Source organism: Pseudomonas rhizophila (assembly GCF_003033885.1).
In the GTDB taxonomy this organism is placed as follows: domain Bacteria; phylum Pseudomonadota; class Gammaproteobacteria; order Pseudomonadales; family Pseudomonadaceae; genus Aquipseudomonas; species Aquipseudomonas rhizophila.
This window is the reverse complement of sequence record NZ_CP024081.1, coordinates 1,345,054-1,367,575: the sequence shown is the minus strand read 5'-3', so window position 1 is coordinate 1,367,575 and position 22,522 is coordinate 1,345,054. Positions and strand designations below refer to the sequence as shown.

At 61.8% G+C, this 22,522-nt stretch carries 21 protein-coding genes; 10 read left to right on the top strand and 11 right to left on the bottom strand.

All coding sequences use genetic code 11. The features are described from left to right. Nucleotides 1-162: 162 nt before the first annotated feature. The 3 genes from relA to cysM form a co-directional block, all read right to left on the bottom strand. On the bottom strand, nucleotides 163-2,409 hold the full coding sequence (gene relA, locus CRX69_RS06345; RefSeq protein WP_047228731.1) for a GTP diphosphokinase: 2,247 nt from the start codon (nucleotides 2,407-2,409) through the stop codon (nucleotides 163-165). A gap of 100 nt (nucleotides 2,410-2,509) precedes the next feature. Continuing rightward, nucleotides 2,510-3,880: a 23S rRNA (uracil(1939)-C(5))-methyltransferase RlmD gene (rlmD, locus tag CRX69_RS06340; protein WP_076383758.1), complete on the bottom strand. Its 1,371-nt coding sequence runs from the start codon at nucleotides 3,878-3,880 to the stop codon at nucleotides 2,510-2,512. Further along, nucleotides 3,880-4,782 carry a cysteine synthase CysM gene (gene cysM, locus CRX69_RS06335; RefSeq protein ID WP_047228733.1) on the bottom strand — a complete coding sequence of 301 codons (903 nt, stop codon included), beginning with the start codon at nucleotides 4,780-4,782 and terminating at the stop codon, nucleotides 3,880-3,882. The genes rlmD and cysM overlap by 1 nt, the downstream gene beginning before the upstream one ends. Nucleotides 4,783-5,077: 295 nt before the next feature. On the opposite strand from cysM, the gene CRX69_RS06330 reads away from it, so the two are divergent. The 4 genes from CRX69_RS06330 to CRX69_RS06315 all read left to right on the top strand — a co-directional run bounded on the left by CRX69_RS06330 (nucleotide 5,078) and on the right by CRX69_RS06315 (nucleotide 9,905). Next, a complete protein-coding gene (locus CRX69_RS06330; protein WP_076386570.1) occupies nucleotides 5,078-7,828 on the top strand; it encodes a response regulator in 2,751 nt (916 codons plus the stop codon). A 79-nt stretch (nucleotides 7,829-7,907) separates the two neighbouring features. Next, nucleotides 7,908-8,897, top strand: a complete 990-nt coding sequence (locus tag CRX69_RS06325) for a 2-hydroxyacid dehydrogenase (protein WP_107321736.1) — start codon at nucleotides 7,908-7,910, stop codon at nucleotides 8,895-8,897. A gap of 169 nt (nucleotides 8,898-9,066) precedes the next feature. After that, nucleotides 9,067-9,501, top strand: coding sequence for a hypothetical protein (locus tag CRX69_RS06320; RefSeq protein WP_047228735.1), 435 nt, complete (start codon nucleotides 9,067-9,069; stop codon nucleotides 9,499-9,501). Continuing rightward, the gene (locus tag CRX69_RS06315; RefSeq protein WP_047228736.1) at nucleotides 9,501-9,905 is read left to right on the top strand and encodes an META domain-containing protein; all 405 of its coding nucleotides are present in this window, start codon (nucleotides 9,501-9,503) and stop codon (nucleotides 9,903-9,905) included. Before CRX69_RS06320 ends, CRX69_RS06315 begins: the two co-directional genes overlap by 1 nt. Nucleotides 9,906-10,082: 177 nt before the next feature. Here the strand turns inward: CRX69_RS06315 and CRX69_RS06305 are convergent, their stop codons facing one another. Continuing rightward, nucleotides 10,083-10,550: a TlpA family protein disulfide reductase gene (locus CRX69_RS06305; RefSeq protein ID WP_107321734.1), complete on the bottom strand. Its 468-nt coding sequence runs from the start codon at nucleotides 10,548-10,550 to the stop codon at nucleotides 10,083-10,085. A 127-nt stretch (nucleotides 10,551-10,677) separates the two neighbouring features. Here CRX69_RS06305 and arsC point away from each other — a divergent pair, with 127 nt between their 5' ends. The 3 genes from arsC to CRX69_RS06290 are packed head-to-tail and all read left to right on the top strand — an operon-like array spanning nucleotide 10,678 to nucleotide 12,051. Further along, a complete protein-coding gene (arsC, locus tag CRX69_RS06300; RefSeq protein WP_107321733.1) occupies nucleotides 10,678-11,031 on the top strand; it encodes an arsenate reductase (glutaredoxin) in 354 nt (117 codons plus the stop codon). After that, a complete protein-coding gene (gene wrbA / locus CRX69_RS06295; RefSeq protein ID WP_047228739.1) occupies nucleotides 11,028-11,633 on the top strand; it encodes an NAD(P)H:quinone oxidoreductase in 606 nt (201 codons plus the stop codon). The genes arsC and wrbA overlap by 4 nt, the downstream gene beginning before the upstream one ends. Continuing rightward, nucleotides 11,626-12,051 (top strand): DUF2069 domain-containing protein, encoded by a 426-nt coding sequence (locus CRX69_RS06290; protein ID WP_076383754.1) that lies wholly within the window; start codon nucleotides 11,626-11,628, stop codon nucleotides 12,049-12,051. The genes wrbA and CRX69_RS06290 overlap by 8 nt, the downstream gene beginning before the upstream one ends. 90 nt (nucleotides 12,052-12,141) lie before the next feature. On the opposite strand, the gene CRX69_RS06285 is transcribed toward CRX69_RS06290, so the two are convergent. Both CRX69_RS06285 and ttcA read right to left on the bottom strand, forming a co-directional pair. Beyond that, the gene (locus CRX69_RS06285) at nucleotides 12,142-12,816 is read right to left on the bottom strand and encodes a DNA-3-methyladenine glycosylase I (RefSeq protein WP_047228741.1); all 675 of its coding nucleotides are present in this window, start codon (nucleotides 12,814-12,816) and stop codon (nucleotides 12,142-12,144) included. Between the two features lie 81 nt (nucleotides 12,817-12,897). After that, nucleotides 12,898-13,722, bottom strand: coding sequence for a tRNA 2-thiocytidine(32) synthetase TtcA (gene ttcA / locus CRX69_RS06280; protein WP_047228742.1), 825 nt, complete (start codon nucleotides 13,720-13,722; stop codon nucleotides 12,898-12,900). Nucleotides 13,723-14,151: 429 nt separating this feature from the next. On the opposite strand from ttcA, the gene CRX69_RS06275 reads away from it, so the two are divergent. Together CRX69_RS06275 and CRX69_RS06270 are read left to right on the top strand one after the other, a co-directional pair. Beyond that, nucleotides 14,152-14,754: a Yip1 family protein gene (locus tag CRX69_RS06275; RefSeq protein WP_047228743.1), complete on the top strand. Its 603-nt coding sequence runs from the start codon at nucleotides 14,152-14,154 to the stop codon at nucleotides 14,752-14,754. Between the two features lie 174 nt (nucleotides 14,755-14,928). Beyond that, the gene (locus CRX69_RS06270) at nucleotides 14,929-15,423 is read left to right on the top strand and encodes a SprT family zinc-dependent metalloprotease (protein ID WP_047228744.1); all 495 of its coding nucleotides are present in this window, start codon (nucleotides 14,929-14,931) and stop codon (nucleotides 15,421-15,423) included. Between the two features lie 120 nt (nucleotides 15,424-15,543). Here the strand turns inward: CRX69_RS06270 and CRX69_RS06265 are convergent, their stop codons facing one another. Together CRX69_RS06265 and CRX69_RS06260 are read right to left on the bottom strand one after the other, a co-directional pair. After that, nucleotides 15,544-16,725: a CaiB/BaiF CoA transferase family protein gene (locus CRX69_RS06265; RefSeq protein WP_107321732.1), complete on the bottom strand. Its 1,182-nt coding sequence runs from the start codon at nucleotides 16,723-16,725 to the stop codon at nucleotides 15,544-15,546. A 169-nt stretch (nucleotides 16,726-16,894) separates the two neighbouring features. Next, nucleotides 16,895-18,229 (bottom strand): dicarboxylate/amino acid:cation symporter, encoded by a 1,335-nt coding sequence (locus CRX69_RS06260; protein ID WP_047228746.1) that lies wholly within the window; start codon nucleotides 18,227-18,229, stop codon nucleotides 16,895-16,897. Between the two features lie 333 nt (nucleotides 18,230-18,562). On the opposite strand from CRX69_RS06260, the gene CRX69_RS06255 reads away from it, so the two are divergent. Further along, nucleotides 18,563-19,561 carry an AraC family transcriptional regulator gene (locus tag CRX69_RS06255; protein WP_076383750.1) on the top strand — a complete coding sequence of 333 codons (999 nt, stop codon included), beginning with the start codon at nucleotides 18,563-18,565 and terminating at the stop codon, nucleotides 19,559-19,561. A gap of 154 nt (nucleotides 19,562-19,715) precedes the next feature. Here the strand turns inward: CRX69_RS06255 and CRX69_RS06250 are convergent, their stop codons facing one another. From CRX69_RS06250 to CRX69_RS06240, 3 genes are all read right to left on the bottom strand, one after another. Continuing rightward, nucleotides 19,716-21,062: an ATP-binding protein gene (locus tag CRX69_RS06250; protein WP_047228748.1), complete on the bottom strand. Its 1,347-nt coding sequence runs from the start codon at nucleotides 21,060-21,062 to the stop codon at nucleotides 19,716-19,718. Beyond that, nucleotides 21,059-21,736, bottom strand: coding sequence for a response regulator (locus tag CRX69_RS06245; protein WP_047228749.1), 678 nt, complete (start codon nucleotides 21,734-21,736; stop codon nucleotides 21,059-21,061). The genes CRX69_RS06250 and CRX69_RS06245 overlap by 4 nt, the downstream gene beginning before the upstream one ends. Nucleotides 21,737-21,843: 107 nt before the next feature. Then, nucleotides 21,844-22,443 carry a hypothetical protein gene (locus tag CRX69_RS06240; RefSeq protein WP_107321731.1) on the bottom strand — a complete coding sequence of 200 codons (600 nt, stop codon included), beginning with the start codon at nucleotides 22,441-22,443 and terminating at the stop codon, nucleotides 21,844-21,846. Between the last annotated feature and the right edge of the window lie 79 nt (nucleotides 22,444-22,522).

The window sequence follows — 22,522 nt, the reverse complement described above, 5'->3', positions numbered from 1 at the left end:
CATCACAAATCACCCTGTGGGAAATAATCCACTGGGAGTATGCCTGTGAGAGCAAAGCTTGCTCGCGATTGAGGTGGTGGCCCCAACGTATGTCGGAACTGATCCACCGCTATCGCGAGCAAGCTTTGCTCCCACAGGCTCGCTCCCACATTTGGACCGCGCTTAACCCGGCGTGCGATTACGCCGGGTCTCGATGATGTTCGGCAGTTGGGAAATCCGCCCCAGCAACCGCCCCAGCGCATCCAACCCCGGAATCTCGATGGTCAGGGACATCAGCGCCGTGTTGTCTTCCTTGTTCGAACGGGTGTTGACTGCCAACACGTTGATCCGCTCGTTCAGCAACACCTGGGAAACGTCACGCAGCAGGCCGGAACGGTCGTAGGCACGGATGATGATGTCCACCGGGTAGGTGAGCACCGGCACCGGGCCCCAACTGACCTGGATGATCCGCTCCGGCTCACGGCCGGCCAGTTGCAGCACCGAAGCACAGTCCTGGCGGTGGATGCTCACCCCACGGCCCTGGGTGATGTAGCCGACGATCGCATCCCCAGGCAACGGCTGGCAGCAGCCGGCCATCTGGGTCATCAGGTTGCCCACGCCCTGGATCTGGATGTCGCCGCGCTTGCCCGGTTTGTAGCCGGTGGCTTTGCGCGGGATCAGTTCCAACTGCTCGTTGCCGCGTTCCGGCTCCACCAGTTGCTGGGCCAGGTTGACCAGTTGCGCCAGGCGCAAGTCGCCGGCACCGAGAGCGGCGAACATGTCTTCGGCGGTCTTCATGTTGGCCTTTTCGGCCAGCTTGTCGAAATCCACCTGCGGCAGGCCCAGGCGACTGAGTTCGCGCTCGAGCAAAGTCTTGCCGGCGGCGACGTTCTGGTCGCGGGCCTGCAATTTGAACCAGTGAACGATTTTCGCCCGCGCTCGCGATGTGGTGATGTAGCCCAGGTTCGGGTTCAGCCAGTCGCGGCTCGGCGTGCCGTGTTTACTGGTGATGATCTCGACCTGCTCACCGGTTTGCAGGCTGTAGTTGAGCGGCACGATCCGCCCGTTGATCTTGGCGCCACGGCAGTTGTGGCCGATCTCGGTGTGGACGCGATAGGCAAAGTCCAGCGGCGTGGCGCCCTTGGGCAAGTCGATGGCGTGGCCGTCGGGGGTGAAGATGTAGACCCGATCCGGCTCGATATCGACCCGCAATTGTTCGGCCAGACCGCCGATATCACCGAGCTCTTCATGCCACTCGAGCACCTGACGCAGCCAGGAGATTTTCTCTTCGTAGTGGTTGGAGCCCGACTTGACGTCGGTGCCCTTGTATTTCCAATGGGCGCAAACCCCCAGCTCGGCTTCCTCGTGCATGGCGTGGGTGCGAATCTGCACTTCCAGCACCTTGCCCTCCGGACCGATCACCGCCGTGTGCAGCGAGCGATAGCCGTTTTCCTTCGGGTTGGCGATGTAGTCGTCGAACTCCTTGGGGATGTGCCGCCACAAGGTGTGCACGATACCCAGCGCGGTGTAGCAGTCGCGCATTTCCGGGACCAGTACGCGAACGGCACGAACGTCGTAGATCTGGCTGAACTCCAGGCCTTTGCGCTGCATTTTGCGCCAGATCGAATAGATGTGCTTGGCCCGGCCGCTGATGTCGGCCTCCACACCCGTGGCCTGCAATTCTTCCCTCAACTGGGTCATCACATCCGTGATGAAGCGCTCGCGATCCAGGCGCCGCTCATGCAGCAACTTGGCGATCTGCTTGTACTGGTCGGGCTCCAGGTAGCGGAAGGACAGGTCCTCCAGCTCCCACTTGATATGGCCGATGCCAAGGCGATGGGCCAGGGGGGCGTAGATGTCGAACACTTCCCGGGCGACGCGGTTGCGCTTTTCGTCGTCGGCGGATTTCACCGCGCGGATCGCGCAGGTGCGTTCGGCCAGTTTGATCAGTGCGACGCGCACGTCGTCGACCATGGCCACCAGCATCTTGCGCAGGTTCTCCACCTGGCCCTGGGTGCCCAGGACCATGGACTGGCGTGGACTGAGACTGGCACTGATCGCCGCCATGCGCAGCACGCCGTCAATCAGCTTGGCGACCACCGTGCCAAAACGCTGGCTGACCACCGGCAATTGGATCTGCCCTTCGCGCACACCGCGGTATAGCACCGCAGCCACCAGGGAGTCCTGGTCGAGCTTGAGGTCGGCAAGGATTTCGGCGATCTCAAGGCCCGTCTGAAAACTCGAGGTGCCTTCGGACCAGAGGTTCTTCGCCGCGTTGTGCTGCTGTTCCGCTTCACGCGCGAACTCGCAGGCTTCTTTCAAGGCTTCGCGATCCAGTGCCGTGTCGATACTGACCGCGTGATCGAGCCAAGCCTCGAGATTGATACTGCCGTCGGTGTTGATCGGCTGGTGTGCTCTCACCTGTACCATCTTTACATACCTTCCCTATGACGCAGATTCAATGCGTCAATAACGCTGACCTTCGTTGCCCGTGTCCCCGCCCAGGGCTGTGGCGGTTGGCACGAACGGGTCAGTCGGACAAGCCATCCTGGCTCGCTTCAAATAACGCCATGGCCTCGACATGTGCCGTCTGAGGAAACATATCGAGAATCCCGGCACGTTTTAACCGGTAGCCCTGCTTGATCAATTCGACCGTGTCCCGGGCCAAAGTTGCCGGGTTGCACGATACATATACCAACCGTCTGGCGCCCAGGGATGCCAGTTTGCGCACCACCTCGAAAGCACCGTCGCGGGGTGGGTCCAAGAGTACCGCAGAAAAGCCTTCGCCGACCCACTCGGCACCCGACAACGGCTGGGATAAATCGGCCTGAAAAAAGGCAGTGTTATTCAAATTGTTGCTGACGGCATTGGCCGCCGCGCGGTCAACCATGGCCTGTACACCTTCCACCGCCACCACTTGGCGCACCGCCTTGGCCAGGGGCAAGGCAAAGTTGCCCAGGCCGCAGAACAAGTCCAGCACCCGCTCCTCGGCTCGGGGCGCGAGCCACTCCAGGGCTTGGGCCACCATCGCCTCGTTGACCCCGGCATTGACCTGGATGAAATCCCCCGGCCGGTAAGCCAGCTCCAGGTCCCAAGTCTCAAGGCGATAACCCAGCGTCTGTCCCGGTTCGACCGGTTGCGGCTCGCCCTCACCCTGCAGCCACAACTGGGCTTGGTGGGCGGCGCAGAAATCCTTGAGAATCGTCAGGTCAGGCGCCGACAGTGGCGACACGTGCCGCAGCAACACCGCCAGGGACGAGCCAGCAAACAATTCCACATGCCCCAGCGCCTGGGGCTTGCTCAGGCGACGGAGCATGTCCGGCAAGCGACTCATGATCGGCTGCAAGGGTTGTACCAGTACCGGGCAATCGCCGATGGCCACGATGTCCTGGCTGCCGACGGCACGAAAACCCACTTCGAGTTTTTTTGCCTTCTGATCCCAGCGCACCGCCACGCGGGCACGACGCCGGTAACCCAGTTCCGGCCCGCTCAATGGCGCAGCCCATTCATCCGGCTGCACGCCGGCGACCCGCGACAACTGCTCGGCGAGCATGCGCTGTTTCAGGGCGAGCTGTTCGTTGTGGGGCAAATGCTGGACGCTGCAACCGCCGCAGCGACCGGCATGCACGCACGGCGCCGCACGGCGCAGTTCACTGGACAGGAACACTCGCTCAGCGCGGGCCTCGACCACTTTGCCATGGGCCCCCAGCACCCGCGCCTCGACCTCTTCGCCGGCCAGGGCGCCGATCACGAACCAGGTGCGCCCGTCCAGAAAGGCAATGCCCCGGCCATCGTTGGCCAAGCGTTCGATGGTCAAGCGCTGCTTCTTTCCGGTGGGCACCTGCGGGGCCCGGCTTCCGCCGCTGGGCTGGAAGCGCAGACCTCTTTCTTGCTTGGCCATCAGTTGGGCGCGTCGAAAATGCCGGTCGACAAGTAGCGGTCGCCGCGGTCGCAGATGATCGCGACAATGACCGCGTTTTCGACTTCCTGGGACAAGCGCAGCATGCCCGCCACGGCACCGCCCGAAGACACGCCGCAAAAGATGCCTTCTTCACGGGCCAGACGACGGGTGATGTCCTCCGCCTCGCTCTGGGCCATGTCGATAATGCGGTCCACGCGGTCGGCCTGGTAGATTTTCGGCAGATACTCCTCGGGCCAGCGACGGATGCCGGGGATGGCCGAGCCTTCCATCGGTTGCAGGCCGATGATCTGCACGTTCGGGTTCTGTTCTTTCAAATAGCGCGAGGTGCCCATGATGGTGCCGGTGGTGCCCATCGAGCTGACGAAATGGGTGATGGTGCCATCGGTCTGGCGCCAGATCTCAGGGCCAGTGGTGGTGTAGTGGGCTTCGGGGTTGTCACCATTGGCGAACTGGTCGAGCACCTTGCCGCGACCCTCGGCCTGCATCCGCTCGGCCAGGTCCCGGGCGCCCTCCATGCCTTCGTCTTTGCTCACCAGGATCAATTCGGCGCCATAGGCGGTCATTGCGGCCTTGCGCTCGGCACTGGAGTTGTCGGGCATGATCAGGATCATCTTGTAGCCCTTGATCGCCGCCGCCATGGCCAGGGCGATGCCGGTGTTACCGGAAGTCGCCTCGATCAGCGTATCGCCGGGGCGGATCTGCCCGCGCAATTCGCCACGGGTGAGCATCGACAGCGCCGGCCGGTCCTTGACCGAACCCGCCGGGTTATTCCCTTCGAGCTTGAGCAAAAGCGTGTTGCTGGTCACGCCAGGCAGGCGCTGCAAACGAACCAGCGGAGTGTTGCCGACGCAATCGGCGATAGTGGGGTACTGCACGGTCATGGCGTATTCGCAATCCGGACTGCGGGGGCGCCTATCATACCGGCAAACCTTGCCCGGCCATATCACGCAAAGTGTGGTGGTTATGGCTTATGGGAATAAGCAACGAAAGTGGGCTGCAAGCTGCCACTCAGAAATCCTGATTGAAGGGATCGCCGAGGCACGGCAACCGGCGAGACCGATGCACGGCGACATGAATTTTACGAAGATTGCCTGCCCGCAAGTCGCTACACTGCGCAGGTATTGCGTGCCGGATGCGCGCAAAGCTCAAACAGACCGCTGGATGCAGGAGAAAAGTGTGCTCAAGAAACTGGGAATCAAAGGCCGCGTGCTGTTGCTGACCCTGTTGCCGACCAGCCTGATGGCGCTGGTCCTGGGCGGCTACTTCACCTGGATGCAGCAATCGGACTTGCATGCCCAGTTGCTGCAGCGTGGCGAGATGATCGCCGAACAGCTGGCGCCGCTGGTCGCCCCGGCCATGAGCCACCAGGACACCGATCTGCTGGAGCGGATCGCCACCCAGTCTCTCGAGCAAGCGGATGTGCGCGCCGTGACCTTCCTGGCTCCCGATCGCACATCGCTGGCCCACGCCGGCCCGACGATGCTCAACCGAGCCCCGGAGGGCAACAGTGCCCAATTGCTGCAACGCACCGGCAACGATGCCACGCGTTACCTGCTGCCAGTATTCGGCAAGCACCGCAACCTGGCCGGCGAGCTGATTCCCGAAGAAGCCGATCGGCTGCTGGGTTGGGTCGAACTGGAGTTGTCCCACAGTGGCATGTTGCTGCGCGGCTATCGCAGCCTGTTCGCCAGCCTGCTGTTGATCAGCGCCGGCCTGTGCCTGACCGCACTGCTGGCGTTGCGTATGGGTCGCACGATCAACCGACCCCTGAGCCAGATCAAGCAAGCCGTGGCGCAACTCAAGGACGGTCACCTGGAAACCCGTCTGCCGCCTCTGGGCAGCCAGGAACTGGATGAGCTGGCGTCGGGCATCAATCGCATGGCCAGCACCTTGCAGAATGCCCAGGAAGAGTTGCAGCACAGCATCGACCAGGCCACTGAAGACGTGCGCCAGAATCTGGAAACCATCGAGATCCAGAACATCGAGCTGGACCTGGCCCGTAAGGAAGCCCTGGAAGCGAGCCGGATCAAGTCCGAATTCCTGGCGAACATGAGCCATGAAATCCGTACGCCGCTCAACGGCATCCTCGGCTTCACCCATCTGCTGCAGAAAAGCGAATTGACCCCGCGTCAGCTCGATTACCTGGGCACCATTGAAAAATCCGCCGACAGCCTGCTGGGCATCATCAACGAGATCCTCGACTTCTCGAAGATCGAGGCCGGCAAACTGGTGCTGGACAACATTCCGTTCAACCTGCGGGACTTGTTGCAGGACACCCTGACCATCCTCGCCCCCGCCGCCCACGCCAAACAACTGGAGCTGGTGAGCCTGGTCTACAGGGACACGCCCCTGTCGCTGGTGGGTGATCCGCTGCGCCTCAAGCAGATCCTGACCAACCTGGTGAGCAATGCCATCAAGTTCACCCGCGAAGGCACCATCATCGCCCGCGCCATGATGGAAGACGAACACGAAGACAGCGTGCAACTGCGCATCAGCATTCAGGACACCGGTATCGGCCTGTCGAACCAGGACGTGCGGGCCCTGTTCCAGGCGTTCAGCCAGGCCGACAATTCCTTGTCCCGGCAACCGGGTGGCACCGGCTTGGGCCTGGTGATTTCCAAGCGGCTGGTGGAGCAGATGGGTGGCGAAATCGGCGTGGACAGCACGCCGGGCGAAGGCTCGGAGTTCTGGATCAGCCTGCGCCTGCCCAAGACCCGTGACGACGCCGAAGATTTGCCTGGCCCGCCGCTACTGGGTCGGCGCGTAGCGGTGCTGGAAAACCATGAACTGGCCCGTCAGGCCCTGCAACACCAGCTCGAGGACTGCGGTCTGGTGGTGACACCGTTCAACACCCTGGAAAACCTGACCAACGGTGTGACCGTCGCCCACCAGACCGATCAGGCGATCGACCTGGCGGTGCTGGGCATCACCAGCAACGACATGCCGCCGGAACGCCTCAGCCAACACATCTGGGATCTTGAGCATCTGGGCTGCAAGGTACTGGTGCTGTGCCCCACCACTGAACAGACGCTGTACCACCTCTCCGTGCCCAACCCCCACAGCCAATTGCAGGCCAAGCCGGCCTGCACGCGCAAGTTGCGCCGCTCGCTTTCCGACCTGGTCAACCCGCGCCCGCCCCGCAACGAACCCAACGAACCGGTGGGCAGCCGCGCACCCAAAGTGCTGTGCGTGGACGACAACCCGGCCAACCTGCTGTTGGTGCAAACGCTGCTCGAAGACATGGGCGCCAAGGTGCTGGCGGTGGAAAGCGGTTATGCGGCGGTCAAGGCCGTGCAAAAGGAAACCTTCGACCTGGTGCTGATGGATGTCCAGATGCCCGGCATGGACGGTCGCCAGAGCACCGAGGCGATCCGCCAATGGGAAAGCGAGCGTCATTGCACGCCGCTGCCAATCGTCGCCCTCACCGCCCACGCCATGGCCAACGAAAAACGCGCCCTGCTGCAAAGTGGCATGGATGACTACCTGACCAAGCCCATCAGCGAACGGCAACTGGCCCAGGTGGTGCTTAAATGGACCGGCCTGGCCCTGCGTAACCAGGCGCCGGACCGGAGCACCGACGCTCAGGGCGGCAGCGAACTGCTGGTGCTCGATCACGAAGAAGGCCTGCGCCTGGCCGCCGGCAAGGCCGATCTGGCGGCGGACATGCTGGCGATGTTGCTGGCGTCCCTGGAAGCCGACCGCGAAGCGATTCGCCAGGCCAGCGAGGCCAATGATCACAACGCCCTGATCGAACGTGTCCACCGCCTGCATGGCGCCACTCGCTACTGCGGGGTGCCGCAATTGCGCGCCGCCTGCCAGCGCAGCGAGACCCTGCTCAAGCAACAGGACCCCAAGGCCGAGGCCGCTTTGCAGGAACTGGAACGTGCCATCGACCGCCTGGCTAACGAGGCACGCATCAGCGCCTGATCCAGGGCAATAGCCCAAAACCCGGGATCAAGGAAAATCTAAACGCCTAGAGGCTTATCTTTTGTGCCAGGAGGCCGCCATGCGCGCGATTCTTTTCAGCAGCCAGACCTACGACCGCGACAGTTTCAGCAAAACCCCGGCGCCCGCTGGCCTTGAACTGCAGTTTCAGCCGGCACGCCTGAACCTCGACACCGTGGCCCTGGCCGAACACCATGAAGTGGTGTGCGCCTTCATCAACGACGACCTGAGTGCCCCGGTGCTGGAGCGGCTGGCACAGGGCGGCACGCGGCTGATCGCCCTGCGCTCTGCCGGCTATAACCATGTCGACCTGGCCGCTGCCAAACGGCTGGGGTTGAGTATCGTCCGGGTGCCGGCGTATTCGCCCCATGCCGTGGCCGAGCATGCCGTGGCGCTGATCATGGCCCTCAATCGCTGCTTGCATCGCGCTTACAACCGCACCCGGGACGGCAATTTCAGCCTCCATGGGCTGACCGGTTTCGATCTGGTGGGCAAGACGGTCGGCGTGATCGGCACCGGGCAGATCGGCGCGACGTTCGCGCGGATCATGGCCGGCTTCGGCTGCCGGTTATTGGCCTACGATCCGTCCCCCAACCCGCAGGTCCAAGCCCTGGGCGCTCGCTACCTGCCCTTGGCCGATCTGCTGGCGCAAGCACAGATCATCAGCCTGCATTGCCCGCTCAACGAGCAGAGCCGACATTTGATCAACGCCGATTCATTGGCTGCCATGCAACGTGGCGCGATGCTGATCAACACCGGACGCGGCGGCCTGGTGGACACACCCGCCTTGATCGAGGCATTGAAAAGCGGTCAGTTGGGTTATTTGGGGCTGGATGTCTATGAGGAAGAAGCGCAACTGTTCTTCGAGGACCGCTCCGACCTGCCCTTGCAGGATGATGTGCTGGCTCGGTTGCTGACGTTCCCCAACGTGGTGGTCACCGCGCATCAGGCCTTCCTGACCCATGAAGCGTTGGCCGCCATCGCCGCGACAACCCTGGACAACATCGGCGCCTGGGCCGCCGGCACCCCACAAAACCTGGTGGACAGCTGAGCATTACCCTTGTGGGAGCGAGCCTGCTCGCGATTACGATGGGCCTGTCAGCATGGCGTCGACTGACGCCCCGCTATCGCGAGCAGGCTCGCTCCCACAGGGGATTTCGTCGCCTGGATCATCCCAACCCATGGCCCGTGCTAGCATATCGCGCCTATCTGGAGGACCCATGGCCGAACACGATTTCCGCTACACCCTGATGAACCCGCAACACACCCTGACCGAGGTCCGCGCCCTGGCGCCGGGCCGTTATCAGGTCACCGGCAACGGCGGTTCGATTCAGGCCAACGATGTGCTGCTCGTCACCCTCAAAGGCAGCAAGGATTTGTCCATGCGCCTGACCGTGGACACCGTTCGGCACTTGCTCAAGCCCATGGGTCAATGGACCGCCATGACCACCGGCCCGGTGTTCGGGGAGCTGGCGATCCACACCTGGCAGGTCAACTGCGACCGCTGCGCCAAGCAACTGAGCTTTGAATTTGCCGTCGACGCCAAGCTCGGCGTCAAGGCGCAGAAGCCGGCCGCCACCGCGCGCATTGCCGAGCTGGGCTGGACCACCGTCGGTGAAAAACACCTGTGCCCGACCTGCCAGGAAGCCGCCTGATGAAACGCCTGGCCCTGACCGCGCTGATCGGCGCCGGCCTGATGGGTTGCGCCGCCGAGCCGGTGCAATTGCAGCAAAACCGCAGCTACATCCTGGAATGGATTGGCGAACGGCCCTTGATGGACTACAGCAACCTGACCATCACCCTCGGGGACGACGGTCGGGCCTACGGCAACGGCGGCTGTAACCACTGGTTCGCGCCCTACACCCTGGAAGGCCACCGATTGAGCTTCGGCAAGATCGGCAGCACCCGCAAACTCTGCGCCCCGGCGCTGATGGAGCAGGAGACGCGCTTTTTGCAGGCCCTGGAAAAGGTCGAACGCTGGGACATCTCGCCCATTGAGCAAATGCGCTTCTGGCCGGCCCAGGGCAAGCCCCTGCGGTGGTGGCTGGAGGAAGGTTGAGACCCGAACTACGACGAGATCCCTTGTGGCGAGGGGATTTATCCCCGCTGGGCTGCGCAGCAGCCCCGAGCGCCTTGACTGATAAACCGCAGTGGCAAACAGAAGTATGGGCCGCTGCGCGCGCCAGCGGGGATAAATCCCCTCGCCACAAGGTATCCACCCTAGCCCCACAGGTGGTTATTTGAACGCCTGCAACGCCTCAAGCTTGGCCATCACCCCCGCCGCCGTCTGTTCCCCCAGCATCTGCTCGCGCACCTTGCCCTGGTTGTCGATGATGTAAGTCACCGGTAACCCTTCGCTGCGAGGGATATCAAAAAAGTCGGCCGGGTCACGGGCCAGCACGGTGAAGCCGATGCCCATTTTCTCGCTGGCGCTCTTGAGCTCCTCACCTTGCACCTGATCAAAATTGACCCCGAACACCCCCACGTTACGGCCCTTGAGCTGTTCGGCCAGGACATTGAACTCGGGGATTTCGGTACGGCACGGTGCGCACCACTCGGCCCAGTAGTTAAGCACCACCCACTGTTTATCCAGCCGTTTTGAGGCGATAGCCTGACCGTTCTGGTCAACTCCGTAGTCATTCCCGCAGCCGGCGAGCAACAAAATCCCCATGAATGCCAGTGCCGTCGTCAATCGCCTTGCCATGTGCCAATCCTTGTATTGAATGTGAACGTCGGCGCGGCCCACCGTTTTCGAACGCGCCCGTCTCAGGTGCCTGGTACCTCGCGACACAGTAGAATAGCCGCCACCTTACGCAAGATGCGACCCGCTCATGACCGATCTGACGCTATATCACAACCCGCGCTGCTCCAAATCCCGCGGTGCGCTGGAACTGTTGGAGGCCCGTGGCCTGACGCCCACCGTGGTCCGCTACCTGGAAACCCCGCTCGACGAAGCGCAGTTGGAACGCCTGTTGGCCAAGCTCGGCATCACTGCCCGGCAACTGCTGCGCACCGGTGAGGACGAATACAAGACCCTGAACCTGGCCGATGAAAACCTGAGCCAGTCCCAACTGATCGCCGCCATCGCCGCTCACCCCAAACTCATGGAACGACCGATTCTGGAAACCGCTGACAAGGCCGTGATCGGCCGCCCGCCAGAGAAGATCCTGGAGATCCTGCCGTGAGCACACCGTACATTCTGGTGTTGTATTACAGCCGCAGTGGCTCGACCAACGAAATGGCCCGGCAGATCGCCCGGGGCATCGAGCAGGCCGGGCTGGAAGCGCGGTTGCGCACGGTGCCGGCGATTTCCGCCGAGTGCGAAGCGGTATCGCCGGACATTCCCGAACAAGGCCCGCTGTACGCCAGCCTCGATGACCTGAAAAACTGCGCCGGCCTGGCCCTGGGCAGTCCGACCCGTTTCGGCAACATGGCCGCGCCGCTAAAATACTTTCTCGATGGCACCAGCAACCTGTGGCTGACCGGCGCCCTCGTGGGTAAGCCGGCCGGTGTGTTCACTTCCACCGCGAGCCTGCATGGCGGCCAGGAAACCACTTTGCTGTCGATGATGCTGCCGCTGTTGCACCACGGCATGCTGATCACCGGCCTGCCCTACAGCGAGTCAGCCTTGATCGAAACCGAGGGCGGAGGCACGCCGTACGGCCCGAGCCATCACGCCGGGGCCGACGGTAAAAGCGGCTTGAACGAACATGAAGTGGCGCTGTGCCGGGCACTGGGCTTGCGCCTGGCAAAAACCGCCCTACTGCTGGAGAACGGCCGTGGCTAAGAAGCCGAAAATCCTGCCGCCCATTCAGTGGCTGGAACCGCGGGTACGCATCGCCCGGGTCCTGAGCCTGCTGTGCTTTTTCGGGCTGGTGGGGTTGCTCTGTGTGTATTACCTGCTGATCGCCGACCTGCACGGCGCGCGCCCCTGGGTGATTCTGCTGATCGAGCTGGTGCCGCTGCTGATACTGGCGCCAGGCATGATCAGCGGCAGCCCCCGCGGGCATTCGTGGATGTGCTTTGTGGTAAACCTGTACTTCATCAAAGGCGCGCTGGCGGCCTATGACCCGAACCGACAGGTGTTCGGTTTGCTGGAAATGGCGGCGAGCGTGGCGGTGTTCTGCTCGGCGCTGCTGTATGTGCGCTGGCGGTTTCAGTTGAACCGGCGGTTGGCTGGAGAAGGCGAGATTTCCGTCGCCTGATAGATGGCTATCGCGAGCAGGCTCGCTCCCACATGAGATTTGTGGCGTTCACAGATCCCCTGTGGGAGCGAGCCTGCTCGCGATGCGGCCTCAATGATTGACGGTATACGCCAGCATCATCGAAATCTGGCTCATGGGCCTTCCACCACTCTCTTCATGCCACTGGTTGAAGGCCTGCTGCACCGTCGCCAGATCCCGCAGGCTGGTGGGAACTTTGTCGATGATGTCCTGCGCATTGAGCGCCGCCACCACGTCATAACTGGGCACAAAAGTGTCCTTGCCCATCATCCGCAGGAAACGCGGAGCCGACAGACCGCCCAGTTGATGGCCGTGCTTTTTCAGGTAGGTCCACAGGCCTACGATGTCGGTCACCGGCCAGTCGGCGATCAGCGCGCCAAAGCTGCCTTTTTCATGGGCCACGTCCAGTATCAATTGCGCGTTGCGCGGCACGCTCTTGAGCTTGCCCAAGTGACGGATGATCCGCGCGTCCTGCATCAGCCGCTCCAGGTGCTCGGCGCTCATCAGCACGACTTTTTCCGGGTCGAACTTGAAAAACACTTCCTCGAACGCCGGCCACTTGGCGTCCACCAGGCTGTGCTTGAGCCCGGCGCGAAACACCCGCAGCGCCATGGTCGAGAGGTAGCGGTCGTCGCTGATCTTGCGCAGTTGGGCCGGGGTCTTGGGAACAGGCAGGTGGGCTTCCAGTTTAGCCGCCGAACCGAAGCGGTTCAGACAATACTCGTGCAGCCACTTGTAATCGCGCATGCCCTCTCCTGGGGTCGGAAATGAAAACGGCGCTCTAAGTGACCTGGCCACGAGCGCCGTGAATAGGAGCCGCTGAGTTCGTCAGAGGTTCACCACGTTGACGAATCGCGGCGTGGCGCTTTCGTCGATGCGCAGGTTGGTGAAGTCGAACAGGTTACGGTCCGCCAGTTGCGACGGAACGACGTTCTGCAAGCCGCGGAAAATGCTCTCGGTACGGCCCGGGGTCTTGCGTTCCCACTCCTGCAGCATCTCCTTGACCACCTGGCGTTGCAGGTTTTCCTGGGAGCCGCACAGGTTGCAAGGGATGATCGGGAACTGCTTGAAGTCCGAATAGGCCTGGATGTCTTTCTCGCTGCAGTAGGCCAGCGGGCGGATCACCACGTTGCGCCCGTCATCGGCGCGCAGCTTGGGCGGCATGGCTTTGAGCGAGCCGTTGTAGAACATGTTGAGGAAAAAGGTCTCGACGATGTCGTCGCGGTGGTGCCCCAGGGCCATCTTGGTCGCGCCGATCTGGTCGGCAAAGGTGTAGAGCGTGCCACGACGCAGGCGTGAGCACAGCGAGCAGGTGGTCTTGCCTTCCGGGATCAGTTCCTTGACCACCGAATAGGTGTCCTTCTCGACGATGTGATACTCCACGCCCAGCGATTGAAGGTAGGCCGGCAACACATCCTCGGGGAAACCGGGCTGCTTCTGGTCCATGTTCACCGCGACAATGTCGAACTTGATCGGCGCAACCTTCTGCAAATGCATCAGCACATCGAGCAAGGTGTAGCTGTCCTTGCCGCCGGACAGGCAAACCATGACCTTGTCGCCGTCTTCAATCATATTGAAATCAGCGACCGCCTCACCGGCCTGGCGGCGCAGGCGCTTTTGCAGTTTGTTCTGGTTGACCGTAAGAGTGCCCATGACGCGAAATCCGTGAGGTGTGACGAAAGGCCGGCATTTTACGCAAAAAATCCGCCGTCGGCGAAGGCTGATGACATGCCCTTTTGTGGCGAGGGGATTTATCCCCGCTGGGCTGCGAAGCAGCCCCATTATCCAAAGACTACTGCGGGGCATCAGACCGACTCAGAGGGCTGCTGCGCAGCCCAGCGGGGATAAATCCCCTCGCCACAACGCCAGTGTGTTCGCCAAAGACGATGTACACAGACCCATCGGCGATTAACACCGTCGCCTACAGCGCGATTTGCTCTAAGCCCCCCATCCCCCTGGCGAGAACTCCTTTCTATACTGCGACATAAGGTCGCACACACTTACAGACCTGTACTTACTCGGCCGTTTGGCCCGTAGGCGCTCCGTTGGGGGGCGATGGCAATAACAAAGGAGTGACTGACTATGATCCATCATGTCGTGGGGCTCTTTACCCACCCTGATCAAGAATGGAAAGAAATCCGTGGCGATCAGGAGGAAAGCATCAGCCACATGTACCTCACCCACACGCTGATCCTGGCGGCCATTCCCGCGGTATCGGCGTTTATCGGCACCACGCAGGTGGGATGGGTCATCGGCAACCGGCCTCCGGTGATGCTGACCCAGGAAAGTGCGTTGTGGATGACCATCATGTCGTACCTCGCCATGTTGGGCGGTGTGGCGGTGATGGGCGCCTTCGTGCACTGGATGGCCCGTACCTATGACGCCAACCCGAGCCTGGCGCGCTGCGTCGCATTCGCCACTTACACCGCGACCCCCTTGTTCATCGGCGGCCTGGCGGCGCTCTATCCGCACATGTGGCTGGGGATGATCGTCGGTACGGCAGCGATCTGCTACACCGTCTACCTGCTGTATGTGGGCCTGCCCACTTTCATGAATATTCCTCAGGACGAGGGTTTTCTGTTTTCCAGTTCGGTGCTCGCCGTGGGCCTGGTGGTGCTGGTGGCTATCATGGCGTTTACGGTGATTGTCTGGGGGCTGGGCGTCGGTCCGGTGTATACCAACTGAAGGGTTCGAACCCGCTCAGGGTTCCCTTCTGAAAACAAAGCAATATCTGCCAATACAGGCCGCCGCAAGGCGGCCTTCCTGTGTTTGGCGCTGGCGAAACGACCACTGGGCGTCTGGGCGATTCGCAACGGCCGGCGCTTGCGGCATACTCAAGCCTCTGGAGACCCGTACAGCATGCTTGAGCAACTCAATACCCGCGTCGAAGAGTGTTACCAACAAGCCGAAACCTTTTTCAAACGTCCTTTCAAACGTCCCGTGGTCAGCTTCAAATTGCGTGGCCAGAAGGCCGGTGTCGCGCACCTGCATGAGAATCTGCTGCGCTTCAATCCACAGTTGTACCGGGAAAACGCCGAAGACTTTCTCAAGCAGACCGTCGCCCACGAGGTTGCGCACCTGATTGCCCATCAGCTATTCGGCGAACGCATTCAGCCCCATGGTGAAGAGTGGCAACTGATCATGCGCGGCGTGTACGAACTGCCGCCCAACCGCTGCCATACCTACGAGATCAAGCGCCGCAGCGTGACCCGTTACATCTACAAATGCCCCTGCGACGGCAGCGACTTCCCCTTCTCGGCCCAGCGTCACAGCCTGGTACGTCAGGGGCGCCGCTATTTGTGCCGCAGTTGCCGCAATACCTTGGTGTTCAGTGGGGAGACGCGGGTGGAGTAGCAGGTTTTTGTGGCGTCTGGGCTGGCCCCATCGCGAGCAGGCTCGCTCCCACAGGAATTCTGTGAGTGCTATAGATCCAGTGTGGGAGCGAGCTTGCTCGCGATGAGGCCCGAAAGAACGCTACAAAACCACCCCGGCATCGCGCAGTTGCGCAATCCGCTCAACACTGAACCCCAACTCCCCCAACACCTGATCCGTGTGCGCTCCCAGCCCCGCGCCAATATGCCGAGGCTCGGGCAAGCCCTGCGAGAACTTCAACGGACAGGCCATCTGCGCCTGGCTCGAGCCATCGCCACGAGGCACCAGGGTCACGACGTCCCGGGCCGCTAACTGGGGATGCCTGAGTGTTTCTTCCAGGCTCAGCACCGGTTCGACGCAAGCATCAACCCCCGCAAACAACCGGCACAGCTCAGCGAAATCATGCTTCTGGAATTCAGCCTGCAGTTGCTGCTTTAGCTGCCGTTGCTGATCTGGATGGGGCGACAGCCCCTGGGCCGCCAGCTCCGGCCGTCCCAGGGTCTCGCACAACGCCTGCATGAAGACCGGCTCCAGGCTGCCCACCGACATCCAACGGCCATCCCGGGTGCGGTAATAGTCATAGAAGCTGCCACCGTTGAGCATCTGGTTTTCCCACTCAGGTGCCACGCCGCAGGCCAGATAACCGGCACCGGCCAAAGCGTTGAGGCTGAACACACAGTCGGTCATGCTCACGTCCAGATGCTGGCCCTGCCCGGTCTGCTGACGGGCGATCACCGCCGCCAACAGCCCGATCACCCCGTGCAGGGAACCACCGGCGATGTCCGCCGCCTGAATGCCCAGCGGCAATGGCCCAGCGTCGGCACGCCCGGTGTGGCTGGCCAGTCCCGCCAGGGCCAGGTAGTTGATGTCGTGGCCGGCGCGGTCCTTGTAGGGCCCGGTCTGGCCGTAGCCGGTGATGGACACGTAGATCAATCGGGGATTGATCGCCTTCAAGGCTTCGTACCCCAGGCCCAGCCGCTCCATCACACCGGGGCGGAACTGTTCCAGCAGGATGTCGTGGTCGCCCAGCAACTGCTTGATCACCTCCAGCGCCGCCGGCTGCTTGAGGTCCAGGGCCAGGCTGCGCTTGTTGCGGTTGAGGTAGGCATGGCTGGCCGAGACGCCCTGATCATGGGGCGGCAGTATCCGTAACAGATCCGGGCGGGTCGGCGACTCGATGCGCAACACCTCGGCCCCCATGTCCGCCAGCAACAATGAGGCGAACGGGCCGGGCAGCAGGGTCGAGAAGTCCAGAACCTTGAGCGATGCCAGTGGGCCGTGCATGGGCGATCTCCGCGTGGTGATGCCCTCAAGACTAGGCAGGGGTTGGCGGTGGAGCAATTACCGCAGGTGTCAGTCTGGCTGACCATTGCGCTCAGCAACAGCATCCTCGACTGAAAAATCCCTCAAATAAAAAAACCCGCCGAAGCGGGTTTTTTATTGCAGCGAAAGGTTACTTCACAGCAGCAGGGGTTGGGCCTTCGGCCACGCCCAGGTCGTCTTCTTCACGGGTGTCGGAGATGCCGCGACCGCCGGAAGCCAGTTCGCTCTGCAACTGGTCTACGTCCAGTTCCTTGACCCACTTGGCAACCACGATGGTGGCCACAGCATTGCCCACCAGGTTGGTCAGGGCGCGGGCTTCGGACATGAAGCGGTCGATACCCAGGATCAGCGCCAGGCCGGCTACTGGCAGATGACCCACGGCCGACAGGGTGGCCGCCAGCACGATGAAGCCGCTACCGGTCACGCCGGCAGCACCTTTGGACGACAGCAGCAGCACCAGCAACAGGGTGATCTGGTGAGTCAGGTCCATCGGCGTGTCGGTGGCCTGGGCGATGAACACCGCAGCCATGGTCAGGTAGATCGAAGTGCCGTCGAGGTTGAACGAGTAGCCGGTCGGGATCACCAGACCCACCACGGATTTCTGCGCACCCAGACGCTCCATCTTGATCAGCATGCGTGGCAGGGCCGATTCCGACGAGGAAGTACCCAGCACGATCAGCAGTTCTTCACGGATGTAACGGATCAGCTTGACGACACTGAAGCCGTGGGCCCGGCAGATGGCGCCCAGCACCACCAGGACGAACACCACACAGGTGATGTAGAAGCAGATCATCAACTGGCCCAATTGCACCAGCGAACCGACACCGTAGGCGCCGATAGTGAACGCCATGGCACCGAACGCACCGACGGGCGCCAGTTTCATGATCATGTTGATGATGTTGAACATCACGTGGGCGAAGCGATCGATGAAGTCCAGCACCGGCTTGCCGTAGGCACCCAGGCGATGCAGGGCGAAACCGAAGATCACCGAGAACATCAGCACTTGCAGGATATCGCCATTGGCGAACGCGCCGACGATGGTGTTCGGGATCACGTTGAGGATGAAGGCCACGATGCTCTGGTCTTTACCGGCCGAGATGTAACCGGCGATCTTGCTGGTGTCCAGGGTCGTCACATCGATGTGCATGCCGGCGCCCGGTTGCACGACGTTGACCACGACCAGACCGATCAACAGGGCGATCGTGGAGACGATTTCGAAGTACAGCAGCGCGTAGCCACCGGTCTTGCCCACCGACTTCATGTTCTGCATGCCGGCAATACCGCTGACAACGGTACAGAAGATGATGGGAGCGATGACCATTTTGATCAGTTTGATGAATCCGTCACCCAGCGGTTTGAGGGCAACGCCGGTCTGCGGATAGAAGTGGCCGAGCAAAATGCCGATGGCAATGGCTACGATCACCTGGAAATACAGGGATTTGTACAGTGGCTGACGAGTCGTCATGGCAAACCTTCCTCAAGCGTCCCGTGTGACAACATCCACCTGTCGTCCACGAAACCTCAATTGCGAACCCTCCTGCACTGGAGGGATTTGTTTTGGCGGCTGCACGGCGGCAGACCTGCGGATGCCTATCGCAAGGCCCATGCCATTTTCCGGAAAATGCCTACAACCCTTGAGCTACAAGGGCTACACGCGAGTAAACAGACCTGAACAGCCAGACGCAGATGGCGGATTCCCGCCCACAAGGCCGTTCTCGCTCCGGGATTTGGCGGATATCCGCCTTGTCGAGCGGAAGGCCCCTGCTACCATCGGCAGCTCAATAAACGGATTCCTGCCATGCGCCAACGCACCATCGCCAGCCACTTCGCCCGCGCCGCCCTGGGTGGTGCGCGCCGGCAAGGTTTCGATTACGTTCCCTTGTTGCAACAGCTGGGCATCAGCCCCGAGCTGTTGGACGAGCCGCGAGCACGCATAGCACCAGTGCAGTTCGCCAGCCTGTTGCAGGCCCTGCGGCTGGCACTGGGGGACGAGTATCTGGGATTTGGTCTGGCCCCCAGTAAACCCGGGACGTTTGCCATGATGTGTCACGCGTTGATCCACTGCCGGACCCTGGGCAAGGCACTTCAGCGCGGGTTGTTGTTCTACAGCCTCTTCCCGGACGCCCCGAGCCTGACGCTTGAGGCCGAAGGGGAACGGGTGCGTTTGAACCTGGATGAAACGACACTGCGCGACCCCGACCATTTCCTGGCCGAAAGCCTGCTGGTGATCTGGCATCGCCTCGGCAGTTGGCTGATCGGCCAGCGGATCGGTCTGGAACAGGCGACATTCAGCTATGCCAAGCCCGCCCATGGGGCCGAGTACGATCTGTTGTTCCCCTGCCCGCTGGTGTTCCAGGCGCAACGTTGCAGCCTGTTGTTCCACAGTCGTTACCTGAATATGCCGTTGCTGCAGGACGAACGAACCCTCAAACACTTTCTCGAACATTCCCCCGCCGACCTGCTGTCACGCCCTGACGATGGCAACAGCCTGAGCAGCCAGCTACGCCGCCTGCTCAGCCGCGACGCCGCACGCTGGCCGGATCTGGACACCGTCGCCGCCCATCTGCACATCAGTCCGCAGACGTTGCGCCGGCATCTGCGGGAGGAAGGCACCAGCTTCCAGGAACTCAAGGATCAGCTGCGGCGGGATATCGCCATCTACCATCTGGGACGCGCGGACCTGTCGTTGCAGCAGATTGCCGAACAGCTGGGATTCTCTGAACCGTCGGCGTTTCACCGGGCATTCAAGAAATGGACGGGGGTGACGCCGGGGGCTTATCGGGAGCAGGAGAGTTGATGGAGGGTTTGCTGATTTTCAGTGGACACACAACCCGCGCGCCCCTCAGATCAAAATGTGGGAGCTTGGCTTGCCCGCGATGGCGCCCCTGAGACTGCCATCGCGGGCAAGCCATGCTCCCACAGGTCTGATTCCAGCAGGTATCCGTTAGCAGTCAAAGCACCGGAAAATGAATCCGAAATGCCGCCCCGCCCAACTCTGAATCCCCCAGGGTCAACCGGGCGCCGTAGCTTTCGATGATGTCTTTGACCACCGCCAGCCCAATGCCCTGCCCCGGATGCTGGCGATCCAGCCGCTCGCCACGCTGCAGAATCCGTGCGCGTTGATCCGGCGGCACACCTGGCCCGTCATCCTCGACACACAATTCAATACCGCCGAGGGTCTGATGCACGCTGATGCGCACCTCGCCCAGGCACAGCCGATAGGCGTTTTCCAACAGATTGCCGAGCATTTCCAGCAAGGCGCCCTGCTCGATCGGCACATGGCACTGCTCCGGCAGATCGAAGCTGACGTGGACGCGCTTGTCGCGATAGACCTTGTCCAGCGTATCGCACAGGCTTTGCAGCACCGGGCGCAAGCGCACCTGATGGCGCACCAGGCCACTTTTGCGCAGGCTCGCGCGCTGCAACTGATAGCCGATCTGCTGGCTCATGCGCTCGATCTGGCTTTGCAGCACCCAGGCCTGTCCACGATCTTCGGTGCGCCGGGCCATGTCTTCACTCACGCCTTGCAGCACCGCCAGCGGGGTTTTCAGGCTATGGGCCAGGTCATCGAGGGAGTCACGATAGCGGCTGCGCTGCTCCCGCTCGCCATGCAACAGGCGGTTGAGGGAACCGGTCAAGCGCAGCAGCTCCCGGGGGTGCTCGGTGCTGAGACTTTCCCGGCTGCCGCTTTCGATTTCGTCCAGTTCCTGGCTCAGGCGCCTCAACGCGCGAAGTCCCCAGCTCAGGCCAATCCACAACAGGGCCAACAACACTGCCAGCGCAGCACCGAAGCCCAGGTAGAGATTTTCCCGCAGGCCGTCGAGCGTCACTTCGTAATCGCGCACCGGTTGCAGGGTGACGAAACTGAACGCCGCGCTCTGGCCCCCGAGCAGTTTGACTTCGACGTCGTAGACGAAAAACTCCTGGCCGTTGTCTTCGCGGATACGCGCGAACTGATTGCCCTGGCCGTCGTAGCGCGGCGTGTAATTGATGTTCTCTTCCCGAGTGGCCTTGGACCGCCACACCAAGCGCCCGTCGCGATCATAGATGTAGCCCAGCAGACGGGCGTCGGCGAGGTTAAAGCGCTCATCGGGCAATTGCGCCGGCATCTTCAAGCGGTTGTTTTCCACGCGGGCAGCGGAAATGAGCGTGGTCACGTCCGACGCCAGGCGTTGTTCGATGGACTCCTGCAGGGCCAGGCTGAACGCGCCTTGCATGGCCGGCAGCAGTGCCAGCATGAACAACACCGCCAGGGTCATGGCGGCCAGCATCAACCGCAGCCGTAGCGAACGAATCACTGGCAACGCTCGTTGAACAGGTAACCCAGGCCACGCACGGTTTCGATCGGTTTGAAGCCGGCCGGGGCTTCCAGTTTGCGCCGCAGACGCCCCACCAGCACTTCGATGACATTGGGGTCACGCTCGTCGTCATCCGGGTAAAGCTGCTCCATCAAGCGGTCCTTGGCGACCACCTGCTGATGATGGCGCATCAGGTATTCAAGGATGCGGTATTCATAGGCCGTCAGCGCCAACGCTTCCTCACCCAGGGACGCTTGCTTGCGATTGAGGTCCAACAGCAACGGACCGGCCACGATGGTCGACTGGGTGAAACCACTGGAACGGCGCAACAACGCGTTCAGGCGGGCCTCCAGCTCTTCGAACTGAAACGGCTTGACCACGTAGTCGTCGGCACCGGCGGCCAGACCTTCGACCTTGTCCTGCCAGTTGCCGCGGGCAGTAAGGATCAGGATCGGGAAGGTCTTGTCCTGGGAGCGCAACCGGCGGATCAGCTCCAGCCCGCTGATGCCCGGCAAGCCCAGGTCGATCACCGCCAGGTCGTGATTGAATTGCGCGACCTGATACAAGGCCTCCTCGGCATTGGCCACGGCCTGCACCACATGGCCGCTGTCGGTCAGACGGGTCTGCAGGTGATGGCGCAGCAAGGCTTCGTCTTCGACGACCAGTAATTTCATGGGGCTCTCCCAGGCAAATCGAACAGTCCAGTCATGCACATCGGTTTACGAGAAGCGGCGCCGGATCGTCTTGGGCCGATCCGGCTGACCACGCTCACCTTCCAGCCTTAGAACGTGTAGTTGGCCGAGAGATAAGTCTGGGCACTGCTGGTCAGGTCCAGCGATCCAACCTTGCCACCTGCGTGGGGGCTCATCTCGGTGCTGGCGTTGCTGCGCAGGTAACGGTAACCCAGTTCCAGCGAGGTGTTTTGTGAAACCTTCTGCAGGATGCCGGCCTGCAAGCCCACGGCGTAGCCGATATCGCTGTCACGGCTATAGCCGGGGGAGTCCTGGGTCAGTTTGGTCAGGCCCGCCGTACCGCCGCCGAACAGCTTGGTGCTGCCGGTGACCGGATAGAACATATCGTAACTGCCCAGCAGGTTTTCCTGGCGCAATTTAATGCCATTGTGAGTGCCCGAAACGTTGTCGTACGTGGCGTAGTAGCGACCCTGGTCGTTTTGCCGGCCCAGTCGGACGCCATAGGTGGTGTCCTTGCCGATGATACCGTCGGCGTTCGGGTGATTGAGGTTAGCGTTCAGCGCGTCGGACTTCTTGACCTTGTCGCTGGTCTGGCCGAGGGTCAGGCTGGCGAAGTTGTCATCGGCGTGGGCCATGGCGCTGGCGCCCAGCACCGTGAAAGCCAACAGCAGAGTTTTCATGTGAGTCATGTTCAAGCTCCTGTGCAACGTGGGTGGTTTGTGAAGTCACAGCCACGTTAACCAACCGTCCCTGAATGGCCCTTGAACG